Source organism: Vibrio chagasii (assembly GCF_002954585.1).
GTDB lineage: Bacteria > Pseudomonadota > Gammaproteobacteria > Enterobacterales > Vibrionaceae > Vibrio > Vibrio chagasii_A.
In genome coordinates, this window is the sequence record NZ_MSCI01000001.1 from 844595 (window position 1) to 857467 (window position 12873).

Genomic DNA, 12873 nt, shown 5'->3' on the forward strand with positions numbered 1-12873 from the left:
TGCTATCTGAGGCAGATAACCTATTTCTGATGACTAAGAATTATGGCAGCTTTGATACTTATACTATTTTATCTTTATACATCCTTACATCAACCTGAGAAAGAGCTTCTCTAAGACAGATATTATCTTCTTTTATAACTAAACTTCCCATAGAAACATCAACACACATTTCTATACCTTCAACAAATACGCGAAAAGATTTAAGTTCAGAGACTAAAGAACTCAGACCTGGTGATAGTCGTTTGGCTGTGAGTATAAATTCGTCCCCTCCGATACGATATGCTCTCCCTGGCCATTTCGTTGATATAATTTGAGAATACTTCTCTAAAACCATATCGCCAGCTTCATGACCATATGTATCGTTAATAAATTTAAACTTATCGATATCGGCATATATGATTACTGAGTTTTTTATTACTTTGGAATTAGACTTACGATAAAGGGCTCTACGATTACCCAAATTAGTAAGTTGATCGGTTGTCGCTTCATGATACAAAGCAACAATTACAGAAAGCATTAGTAGGCCAGTAATCACTATCATCGATATAGCAAACTCGATAAATTTATTCATTTTTATCATGGAGGCTCGCCAATCCTTTCGGTCACTAAACTTGCTAATGACTTCTGGAAAATCTACTATCTGCATTGCCTCTGAAAACAGCTTAGCATAAACTTGACCTTGTTCGTTGTTTTGAAAAGCTATCGCAACTCCATAATCTATTGGAAGTTTAAACCTATTAACGATATCAATCGGAAGCTTGTAGCCTGTTTCATACATAAGCTTGTTGTAATTAATCGATCCAATTGGCAAAAAATCGATCTCTCCTGCAACCAAAGCCTGTATCAGTGCCTCCTGACTTTCATATAAGTACAGTTTTTTGCTAGTTAAAAATTTATTGAATAGTTGCTCGAAGAAGTCTCCTTTGACTACGCCAATACGTTCAGAAGTTAATTCAGATAGAATAATATTTCGACCCGACTGATCTAAATTACCAACGAGGTACATCTCAGGGTAATAATATATCTCGCTAAAACTAAAAAGACGGCTTCGACTATCATTGACTGCCATACCAGATATCATATCAATTTCTTCGTTTAACAAACTATCATAGACGCTTTGCCAAGACTCATCGACTTCATTATCAAACTGACATTGAAAACCAAGCAAAGTACAAGCTTCATTTATTGCAGTTTTACTCGCGCTGGAGTCTTCTATTAAACCATCGGTCTCTAAGTCTTCAGCTTTATAGCGAATGGTAATGGGCGAAACTATATTGTGAGCAAGCACTGATTTGCGTAATCCAGAGATACGAGCTTGCCTTTCTTGCATCTCAATAATACTCGATGATTGCGACAAATAAGAGCCGTTCTGTATAGCGAGATTAATATCAGAAATAAGCCTACCTTCACCCTCTTTTAGACCAGCAAACGCAACAGGTGGAACAAACCAAGAGTTGACCGTTCGATCCGCATAATAACCTTGAGACAGTAGTTTTTCTAAGTGCTCCATACTTCCTAAGACAACAGCATTATCTGGGTAGTGGAAACTCGTCACAAAACCAAGCGTACGATCATAAGTTTTCATGATAATGCGACTACTTGAGTTCCGTAATTTAAGTAAGCTTGCATAGACACTATCCTGTTCGATCCAAAGCTCGGAGACATTAACGCTGTCTATTGGAATTTTGGTATAAACATACGAATAATCAAAAGAGTAAGGTAAAGAAAAACGAAATCGTTCAGTTAACTTATCAATTGCATGAATATTAGAAATGAGGTCGATCTCTTTGTTCTCTAGAGCTGAAACTGCTTCTTCATTACTTTGAAAGGTCACTATTTTAAACTCGACATTCATATCTTTTTCAAGTTTGCTCAGCGTCTGAGATACTACAATATCTTGCCCTAGAGAACCCACCCTAACAACTTTTGCGAGTGTAAATGTTGAAAATAAAAAAAGAAATAAGGCTAAAACTATTCTATTCATAACACACACAAACTTTATCTATTGCTTTCGATGATTTTGACGTTAATAGGTTATTAAGTGCAGACAATGACATCGGCCTAAAAAAATAATAACCCTGAACAAGACATGGCCCTAATCGGTTCACAGATTTTAATTGCCTTTCAGTTTCCACACCTTCTACTATAGCGACCGCACCTAATGTTTTTACAATCTGTGTTGTTAACATGAAAAGCTTGCTACCTATCTCAGTATCAATATTATTTGTCAGCGCCCTATCTATTTTGACCTTATCAAACTTGTATTTAGACAAATAACCTAAGGAAGAATAACCGGAGCCGAAATCATCCAACGCAATCGACACTCCTAACCCTCTTAGCTCAGCGATCTTTGCAACAGTTCCTGACTCATCACTGATAAGCACATCCTCAGTAATCTCAAGTGTTATCTCAGAAAAACCTACTTCACTTGATAAGACAATATCTACGAAACTTTTTATGAAACTATCTGACAAAAAGGTGATTGGAGAAACGTTTATTGCGATACTATCAAGTGCGTTCTCAGCGGTTTTGGCAATTTTTCTAAAATCTGATAATGCTTTCTCAATAACCCAAAGGTCTAAATCGACGATCATCCCTGTCAATTGAAAATCAGTAATAAAAGTGGGAGGTGTTATTTTTCCCTCGTGTGAACGATGACGAAGTAATGCTTCAATTGAAACTATAGAGTCTTTATCATCAGAACAAATTGGTTGATAGAATAGCTCAAACTTTCCTGTAGACTGCAATCGTTCAATATTTCTTTGTGCTTTTATCGATTTATTAACTTGACCAACAACATCTCCGATACCTAGAGCCTGCCTACTATCTTCATAGTCGAAAAACTTATCACTTGTCATTTTTACACTTGAATATAAAGTTAGATTACTAATTCTTTTGAAGAATGGAAAGTATATAAGCACGCCGATTGTAAAGTTTAATATTTGCAACAACATTTCATTTGATAGCCACCCATATAAATGGAACGTATTATAAAACGTTGGCAGCATCCAGTTATAATTTTCAATAACAGGTTCGATTACCCCTAAACTTAGAAAAAAGTAAGCTATTAGAGCTTGAACTATAGGTATTAATATGAAGGGTACCATCATGAATGGATTCAACATAATCGGAACACCGAAAATAACAAGTTCATTAATATTAAAAATGCCAAATAAAAGTGATATCCAACCTAGTGCTGTATACCTATAGTTCCGACAAAAAATCATACAGATGACGAGACTCAACGTACTCCCAGAACCGCCCAGAGCAGAATACTGGTCAAGAAAACTAGTCAATACTAATGATTCTTGCGGTGCATATAGTTCATATTCCCCAATGAAATTTGCTCCATTAATTCCAAAAAACCAAGTAATATTTTTAAAAAATAGATATATGGCAATTTGTAAATACTCAGGAGCAACCCATTCATTTGAGTTTAGGACGACTTTAGCGCTGTCTAAAGCGAGGCAAAGGAATTCGTAAACAACTTCAAAGCAAAAAATAAAAGTGAATATCGCTAATAGTGTCCAAACTATAAGGTTTACTGTTTGTTGTACAACCTGTGGTAAAGATTCACTCTTAAAAAATCGTTTCTCACTTATCCTTTTAAAAAGGTTAGCTACAAAAATAGGCACAATAATTGATAAAAAAACAGAAGATGACACAAATGCTTCGAAAAAATTATCATCATCTTTAGTTAGCGATACAGCTTTCATTAAAATAAACATGGTCGAAAGTGATGGTGTTATAACCATTGCTCGCGACAGTTTATATTTATTACTTAAAAACAAAGAGAAATAAATACACAATAGAAGAGGATAAACTTCTTGTATTACATTTGAAGATGAAGATAAAAACGAAGAAACCGTTTTGTCACCATATGATGATGTAGCGTGAGCAAGTAGTGAAAACAACCCAGATATAATTGGAATAGGTATCAGAGTCACCATGACATTACATATACCTAATAATATTTTATTTTTTTCATTATTCATAATGTTTTAAGCCAAAATTATCTGTATTTTAAGTTGAAATCGCTAACTGTCATTGGTCTTCCTAATAACCAACCTTGTCCGAAGGTTACTTTTAGCTCATGTGCAATATCCAAATCATTTTCATCTTCAATTCCTTCTAAACACACTGTACTTTCTTTGCTTATTATGTAATTGACAATTTCTTTTATATGATTATATCCACCTTCTTTTTTTCTCAGTATTTCCAAAATACTTCTATCAATTTTAACCGTGTCAAAATGTATTTTATCTAGTACTAGCAGCGACGAGTTCCCTGTAGAAAAGTCGTCAAGTGAGAACTTTATGCTAGATATTTTCCTCACCTCAAGTATAAATTTTTGAACCAGGTCAAAGCACTCTCTAGTCAATGTTTCTGTTATCTCGAACTCAAGATTATCTAAATCATTGTTAACTGAGATCAGAGCTAATACTTTCTCTCTAAAATCATCACTTGCAATACTTGTTGAACTAACATTGACAGAAAAATTCACATCAAAACTTGAACTTTCATAGATATAATTAATTGTCTTCTTAATCATAAGATAATCAAGCGTATGAATTTTATTCTGCGACTCTAATACTGGAACAAATATTTCAGGCGAAATGGACTGATTTCTAATACTTAATCTAGCTAATACTTCGACACCATACAGTTCACTGTTATCTAGCCTTATTTTAGGCTGAAAATAACAATCAAACTCTTCATTCATTAGACACTCATTGATTGAATTTTCTATAGCTCGATTATCCATATAACTCTTAGCTATTTTAGAGTACTCGTAATGGCAATAATTTTTGTTTTTTTCAGCACTGTTTACCAGCATCGCAGAGCTTGATAATTTAATATCAGAGCAGCAATCCCCTGTCGTTTCTTTTATACCTACATCTATAATTAGGTTATACTTTGAAATTTTACGAGAAACTTCATCTATACACTTATAAATCAACATATCATCATGACAGTCGACAAAAATAATAATGGCATCATCTAGGTACCTAAAGGCTTTATAGTTAATACACTTAAAAGGGGCAAGTTGCTTTGTAAGTAGAGCTAAACTATCGTTACGATGCCTAGAAAAGTCATTTACATCATCATAATTATTATTCACTCTTATAAATAGAATATGACTATAATTCTTCTTTCTATAAAATAGATTGATCATTCTCTTATTGTATAATCCATTGATACCGTCGGAGAAATAACTTTTTATTCGGTACGCACAAAGAGTCAAAAATAACACTAACGATATGATATACGTTGTGTGCAAATTTTGCCGTTCGACTAATTTAACCTGTGCCGTCTCCTCAATCATATATGTATTAGCCACATCTTCTCTATCAATAAACCCTGTACTTTTAGCGGTAGCAATCAAGTCTGATATAGAGTCATAAATGACTTTTGAGCCTTTCATATTTTTAGGTATTGCAAACACAACAGATTCATAACCAACCAGTTGATTTTTATATTGTTCATAGCCGAGGTTAGCCATAGCTAAATGACCATCTAAATCACTAGCTATAAATCCATTAACCTCTCCGTTTTCAAACCCCTCAATCAAATCATTCGAGCACTTATAAGATATCGTCTCTCTACCATATTGATATGCTACCCGCTCGTTTCGTTGCAACACACCGACACGACCCACTTGCTCATTGTCTTCTAATGTAAACAGACTCTGCTTTAACAAGCCTATGCTCTCAGTCACATAGAAATCCTGTAATAGATCTTCTGAATAAATTGTAAGACGTGATAATTTATTACTTCCTAGCTCGCACTCTTCATCGTCACACTCTCTGGGTTTTATTTTAAAAAGACCCATTTTATTCGATAAATATTGATATTTTGAAAGCACAGAGACATCATTATCATCGTGACTAAAAAATGGTTTAACATCCACATCAACAATTAAGTCGACTTCGCTTAGTTTACTATTTTTCATTTCCTCTTTTAGATATATGTCTCCGACGTCCGATAGTGCTGAGTTAAAAGGGTCTAATAAAAAACCAGCGTATTCTTTTATAATTCCGACATGTATTGATTTATTAGACGTAATGGGTGCCTTATGTGGGTATAGTTTTAATAAACTTGTGTTACCCGCTACAAATATTGGTTTGCTATAAAGGTCCGATATGCTTTCTACGTAGGAAACGTTATTGCGAAGGCCAATTGAATGTAAGTAGCTCTGCGCGTCCTCTCCCCACGTTGAGCCTTTCAATGCATATACTTCATCGCCTCTTTGAAAACCTTCTTCAAAGTCTAACTTGCTATATATGTAAACAATTTCATCACGAATAGGTTTAGTGAATGAGAAAGTATCTTTTCGCTGTTCATTTGGGGATAAATCGAATACCGCATGAACTGCACCTCTTTGTGCTAAGTCTAAAAGTTCACTTAATGGTGCTTTTAGTAACTCTATTCGTATTCCTGGTGGTAAATATTTCGCTAAGCTATCCAAATACTTTTCGTACACTCGCTTTTCACCTATATCGCTCACAAGCTTATCGGAAGCGCTACCTGTGATTACCCCAACTCGAAAGGTCTTTAAGTCTTCATACACAGTCGGAGTTTCATTGAAAACATTCGTGGCAAAACTCTTACTCACCGAGAGCACGCAATATATAAATGTGATCAATACACTTCTATATACATACGATTCGTTCATTCGCATCTAACAGGTTCCGGGATGGATAAAAATAACCTAGAGGTTACCGAAGCCCCCCCCCCTTAAATACTAATGTTACTTAAGGAAAGTTAAGCAAAAAATTAGCTCTCGGAAGAAAGTTGTACAAAAAGAGGAATTGTGAGGTGACAAATCTTAATTAAAATTACGTTAAAGCTAAAAATAGGTGGGGTGGTAACGGCTCCATGACAGATAACATCAAGCAGCACTGTGAGGCGACTTTCTTTTAGTATACAACCAAGTTGAGGGCTGACACTTGCTCTCGTAATAAACGAGCACTCTCTGCAACTAATGTGTGCATCACGAACTTTTATATAGGATTCTGCGTATATTACTTGCGGTTAATAATATTTTTAGGGAAGTGACAAATCACCATTTTTGTCAACTTCCCATTATTTCAATAGGTAGCCAAGCTACAGACAGGTTAAGCTATGAATTTAGTCGTCATCACCTGTAGATGTCCAAACTTCTGCTCGTCTGTTCTCTGCTCTTCCCTCTGAACTCTCATTAGAGGCGATCGGCTTGGTCTCACCAAAAGAACGAATAACCAAGCGATTCTTCTCTACACCATCAGCAACCAAAGCATTTGATGTTGTAAGTGCTCTTTGTAGCCCCAAAGCTTGGTTGTAGCCTTCATCACCAGTGCTGTCTGTGTGCCCATCAACAGTGACCGAGTTGCCACTAGCCTGCAATTCGCTAGCTAATTGAGTTAAGGCTTTGCTGCCCATTGGCGTTAAGTTGTGTTGATCAAACCCAAAGTGAAGACGAGCCAATAGCCCGTGACGCTCTTGGTTACTTATCCAAGTCTCACATCCTGATTGATTCACCCCCATGTTGGACTGACTGGCTAAGGCTTGCTTCAATGCACTACTATCAGATTGCTGTTCGATCTGTAGAACGCCCAGTCTGTGCTGGGCAATACCCACCACATCACCAACCCTAACGCTATGTTGGTATTCACTGAATGCCGTGTCACAATAAACGTTGATACTTTGCTCCGCGTTGGCGTGTAGACTATATTGTAACGCCGATAGGACGATGGAGCTGATCATTAACTTTTTCATATTTTCCTCTAGTACAACTTAGTAGTACCACTTGTTTCAGTGCGTGAACGAATAAGTTCATCAATCTTTTTGATTAGGTCATCTTTTTTGGTTACATCTATGATGTCTTCATTTGGGTCAATCACACATTCTAGAAACCCGTATTGGTTAGACGCATCAAAATCGATACCAATTACACCTATGTATAAACCAGGTATTGCTTTTCTAGCTTGGTCACACATACCTCTGTTAACCAACTCCTTGAAAATGTTATTGGGGGGGTTTTCTTTTCCATCGCTCAAAATCAATAGCACCTTTGCTTTACTATTGTAAGCTTGTTGCTCTTCTGGATCGTCGCTATGAGGGTTACCATCATTTAAAATTTGAAAACCTCTCAATATACCTTGATATGCCGACGTTCCACCAGTCGGCCACATGTTACGGATTTTATCTATTGCTCTTCGATCGTTTGACAGTGGTATTGTATAAAACTGCAATGGCTCAGGGCTCCCAAACCATTGAAGCAGGCGATTTTCTTTTGAGTGATAGTAATTCGATATTAATGATGATTTATCAATAAACATGGTTGACAAAGTTTTAGGGAAATCAACATAATCAAAAGTATCAGGCGTTCTTACTCTAGTTGTACGCAATACGTCAGCGAGACGTTTTGCGACCAGATAATTCTCCTCAATTGGTGCTGGGCAATGAACTTTTTTTCCTTTGGTGTCGTCCTTCTTTTGTTTTGCGCAGTTTGTGATGTATTCTTGTTTGTAACCAATCCAGAAGTTCCAATCGATGTCATAGTAGGAATATGGAGATACATCAGCGTTAAAATTATCTTTATAACTCAATTGGCTAGTTACATTAGCATCATATTTTGCTACTTTTTCTCTCGTCCGTATATTAAAAGGCACGATCCCCACGCGATTGAGCAGCTTGTTTGCTGAATTTTCTTCTTCCGAATCTAGGCAAACCTGTTTCCACTCCCCTTCCTCATATACATTGCGGATGGATTTACAAAGCAATTTGCTCGAAATGACATCAATTGAATTTTTTAGGTCCGCGATCTTCTTTGTTTTTCTTTTTTCTCCCCACGACATATTCATTGAGCCAGAAAAGTCAGATACGAACACAATATCGATATTCTTGTCGCCACTAAGATAAGACGAGTATTTTCGAGCTAATGAGCGACCTGCGAGATCTTGCTGTTCGCCAAACGAAGGGATAAAACGGCTCGCAAACCAAGAGTCATGCGTCGTCTTTGCATTAACCGTGTATTGGATATATTCAAGAACTCCTGCTTCCTCATCTTGCGGTTGATGATACCTATGGGTAGAAAGATTCGTTGATTTGATGTCTCTCACGTAATTTTCGACATATTGGTTCGCTAGCTCGCGCGCAAGACCAGGCCGATCTTCTATGGTCACCGCTATCGCCGCCGCCTCTGCAGAATCTCTAAGTCGACTGGTCTCTTGCACGTAGCGCGTGCTTTCAACCGCCCAAAAGGTCATTCCCATGATAGGAACAAGTAATAAACCCATCCATACCGCAGCAACCCCTTGCTGTTTTCGAAAGCTGAGGTGCTGGAGGTTGATTTTCCGTTCAAGCTGCATTTTCATCTCTTTTATCTCCCCGGCATGATTGAAGAAGAGATAATCTTGACGGTAGTGCTTGTACCGCCGTTAAAGAAAGGTTGGAACCAGAAGCTTTCTTCTTCACAAAGGCTAACGCGGTATAAGGGGTAAACAACACCTTTATCTACCGGCGCTAAATCCGCATGATCAATAATTGAATCGGTTTGACAGTTTAAGTTTCTAAACTTACTACTACTAAACTCAGCAACATTATTGTTGTTGGTTAACGACTCTATCTTAATTGCAACATTGTTAACGGGCGTATTCAGCATTCGACTTGCAACTTTCACCATATCTCGTAATTCTTTCCGCATAACGGAAACGTTTTGTCCAGCTAGCACATCGCCATCAAAGTAACGAGAACGTTCTTTGATAATATTCACCAAAGCAAAACTCGATCGATCAAGCTTTGCGCGGGTAAGTAATTGATTGCTCAAGTCAGCAGCAAAGAGGTAAACACCCCAAAGTGCGATCAGTACGAACAGTAATTCAATGGTAAAAGAGCCTTGTTGACGAGACGCAGAACAGACACGTTGTTTACAGCTCATCATCTTTCCAACCCTCATGTTCTAAATTCAAAACCATGGTGCGAGAGATATCTCTATCTGCAGCGCCTACTAGCATAATGACCGGCGTGTAGCGGTAAGTTACAGTGATTTCGGCAAGGTCATAGTTGAAGTTCAAACTTTGCCCAGCGTGTCCTCTGTTCGCCACAAAATCATCATAGTTTTTAAAATACCTCCCTTTGATCGAGAAACGTGAACCGTCAATTAAAAAGCGCCATAAGTTGTCATCATCTTCAATTAAGCTTCTGAATTTTTTCTCGTACTGCTCGTTGACCCCTTTACCCTCATAGATCTTAGCGTTTCTGATGGTTTCTCTAAGCGAGTACTCGGTCATGTTCACGACGTAGATTCGATAGCTCGACTCAAAAATTGCGAAGGTTGCAAAGAACAGAACCAGAGCACCCAATACAAACTCAATGGCAGTTACTCCCTTCTGTTTATAAAGGCGCTTCATTAGACGCTCCCGTTTGAGTGAGCTTGGCGGTAATAGCCTGAATTTCTTGCGTCGAAAAGTCGTCTTTTAGTAGCTTTTGAGCTGAGTTGACTTTGTCGGTTTTCATCAATGCTATCGCCAAGTTTGCTTTGACGATCTTATTAGCGGGATCTTCTTTCAACACCGGAGCTAACGTTTCAATCGCCTGATGATAGTCACCATTAGCTATCTGAATCATCGCGATATTATTCTTTATTACAATGTCGTCGTAGCCACGTAAGCGAGCAAGACTCAGCTCCTGGTATGCTTTTTCGTACTGACCTATTTTTGCATATGACACACCGAGTAATACGTGAATTTGACCGGAATTGTTTCCGGCCTCAACCGAATTTATATAAGAAGAAATAGCACGGCCAAAGTCATTTTTATCATCGAAAACTTGGCCCTCTAGCTGATACAAACTTGGGTTAACGATGCCCTCTTGATGAAGGTGTTGAACATAGAAATCTGCCGATTCAATATCACCTTTGTGAAAGTATGCCCAGGCCAGTCTCTGTTTCACTGCTGGATCTTCCGAGCCTTGCTCCAACTGGTATTTATAATGGCTGATAAGGCCGTCGTAGTTTTTAACCTTCTCCATATTGGTCACACCCGCGTGTCGTTGCTCTTGCTCAGTAGGTGTCGATTGGCACCCTGATAACAGGCTTAGCGTTAACAACATCAAATAAGTGCGCTTTTTATTCATTCGAACCGCCCTCTAGATACTCAATGTCATTTGCATGATGCTCGGCGCAAGAATCAAAATGACGATTGGAAACATGATGAATAAAATTAAAGGCACACTCATTTTGGCAGAGAGCTTACCTACCTTCTCCTCAACCGTAAGCATTTGCTCTTTACGCATATCCTCAGCAAGATCACTGAGTATTTGTGCGACAGACGTTCCGTATTGCAAGTTCTGAATAATAGTCAGAACAAAACTTCTCACCGCAGGGGTGGGGATACGCTCCGAAAGATCATTCAAAGCCTTTTCGATACCATGTATTTTACCTGAGTCAGATGTGCGCTTAATTTGGTAGCAAAGGTCAGAATCGAACTCTGCAAGCTCTAGAGCCAAATAAGCTAAACCAGCCTCTATAGTCATACCGGTTTGTACACATACTGACATCATGTCCAAGAGGTAAGGAAGCTGTGAGGAGGTTTTTCGGATAAGTATCTTACGGCGCACTTGCAACAAAGTATCTGGAAGTACAATTACAGTAATTAAAGAGGTAATCGCAACCAACAGTTGGTTACTCGACGTCATGTCTCCCATCAGAACCAAAATAGAGACCACCCCCAATACCAATACCTTCGCGGGAAAATAGAACTTCGCCCATTTCGTGTTGTAATATCCCGCTTCGATCAGTTTCTGCTCGAGCTCATCATGATGCTCCTTGCCAAATCTAATGAAAAATCGATTCAAGCGCGAAGGCGGTTTAATAGCATCAGTCGCTAGATAATTCGCTAATTTCTGTCTGCGCTGTTCGGCCTGTACCGACTCGATGATCAAAAAGAGCAGCGACAAAAACAGCACAATAAGTGCAGCTAGTATCATCATGCGCGAACACCTCTTACTAATAACCAAACAATAAATAAGCCGATAAGCTCACTGCCCAGCACATAAAACAATACGACTCTCCCCTCGGGGTCATGAAGTACAAAATCGACATTTGATGGATTGATTTGGCTAAGAATAATCATAAAAATCAGAGGGATAGCAGCCACTATCTTGGCTGAAATTCGGGCTTCCGAAGTCATTGCCATCTTCTTTTTTTCTAACGTTCTAGCATCCACCAACACACGAATTAATCGAGCCAACACACCTTTAAGTTGTCCGCCTCGCGCAATATTGGCTCTAAGCGTTACAGTAAAGAATAAAAACTCTGAATACGGGTAGTTTTTACACGAGCGTTTAAGTACTACTTCCGGAGACTCACCTAACTTAAGTCGGTCTCCCATCAACTTAAACTCACGCCCGATAGGATTGTGCATCACTTCGCCGACATAGCTAATGGCTTGCATTAAACTGTCACCCGCCGTCACGGCACTCATCAGAATATTCAACGCGTCAGGGAAGGTATTCTCGAAATCTCGGCGCCTTTTAGTCACCAAGAAACGATAGCCGAAAAAAGTAAAAACGAGAGCTAACACAGGTACACACCAAGCTTTAGTCACAGATAATAGGTCTATCACAATGAACCAAGAGGCAGCCAGACTACCCATGACGTATAAAGTGATATACAAGGTTGAACGCGGCCCCAACACCATCAGGGTAGGTGAAATAGACTCTCTAAACCTGTGCCAAACCTGTTTCCCAACTAATGATCTCACGTTAATGGCGTCAAAGTTTTCAACTTCTACGTCTTCAATATTGAAGAATTGATTGACCTTTTTTACCTTTGAATCTCGGATCAAAAGAAGTAAAAGAGCGAACAGGATCAATGAAATCCAAAGCATG

Annotated in this window: 10 protein-coding genes; all 10 read right to left on the reverse strand. The window is 38.3% G+C overall.

The window, feature by feature from the left end; genetic code table 11:
* Positions 1-58 precede the first annotated feature (58 nt).
* The 10 genes from BTO10_RS04165 to BTO10_RS04210 all read right to left on the reverse strand — a co-directional run bounded on the left by BTO10_RS04165 (position 59) and on the right by BTO10_RS04210 (position 12872).
* Complete coding sequence (locus tag BTO10_RS04165; RefSeq protein ID WP_004737199.1) at positions 59-1984, reverse strand: transporter substrate-binding domain-containing diguanylate cyclase; 1926 nt, start codon at positions 1982-1984, stop codon at positions 59-61.
* Complete coding sequence (locus tag BTO10_RS04170) at positions 1977-3995, reverse strand: EAL domain-containing protein (RefSeq protein ID WP_105023657.1); 2019 nt, start codon at positions 3993-3995, stop codon at positions 1977-1979. The genes BTO10_RS04165 and BTO10_RS04170 overlap by 8 nt, the downstream gene beginning before the upstream one ends.
* A 17-nt stretch (positions 3996-4012) precedes the next feature.
* Entirely contained in the window at positions 4013-6616 is a 2604-nt protein-coding gene (locus BTO10_RS04175; protein ID WP_181143953.1) for an EAL domain-containing protein, read from the reverse strand.
* Between the two features lie 515 nt (positions 6617-7131).
* Positions 7132-7758, reverse strand: a complete 627-nt coding sequence (locus tag BTO10_RS04180) for an OmpA family protein (RefSeq protein WP_105023659.1) — start codon at positions 7756-7758, stop codon at positions 7132-7134.
* Positions 7759-7766: 8 nt separating this feature from the next.
* Positions 7767-9353: a pilus assembly protein gene (locus BTO10_RS04185; protein ID WP_105023660.1), complete on the reverse strand. Its 1587-nt coding sequence runs from the start codon at positions 9351-9353 to the stop codon at positions 7767-7769.
* An 11-nt stretch (positions 9354-9364) separates the two neighbouring features.
* Positions 9365-9922 carry a tight adherence pilus pseudopilin TadF gene (tadF, locus tag BTO10_RS04190; RefSeq protein WP_105023661.1) on the reverse strand — a complete coding sequence of 186 codons (558 nt, stop codon included), beginning with the start codon at positions 9920-9922 and terminating at the stop codon, positions 9365-9367.
* Complete coding sequence (locus BTO10_RS04195; protein ID WP_105023662.1) at positions 9912-10394, reverse strand: TadE/TadG family type IV pilus assembly protein; 483 nt, start codon at positions 10392-10394, stop codon at positions 9912-9914. Before BTO10_RS04195 ends, tadF begins: the two co-directional genes overlap by 11 nt.
* A complete protein-coding gene (locus BTO10_RS04200; protein WP_105023663.1) occupies positions 10378-11118 on the reverse strand; it encodes a tetratricopeptide repeat protein in 741 nt (246 codons plus the stop codon). The genes BTO10_RS04195 and BTO10_RS04200 overlap by 17 nt, the downstream gene beginning before the upstream one ends.
* A gap of 12 nt (positions 11119-11130) precedes the next feature.
* Entirely contained in the window at positions 11131-11973 is an 843-nt protein-coding gene (locus BTO10_RS04205; RefSeq protein WP_105023664.1) for a type II secretion system F family protein, read from the reverse strand.
* On the reverse strand, positions 11970-12872 hold the full coding sequence (locus tag BTO10_RS04210) for a type II secretion system F family protein (protein ID WP_105023665.1): 903 nt from the start codon (positions 12870-12872) through the stop codon (positions 11970-11972). The genes BTO10_RS04205 and BTO10_RS04210 overlap by 4 nt, the downstream gene beginning before the upstream one ends.
* Between the last annotated feature and the right edge of the window lies 1 nt (position 12873).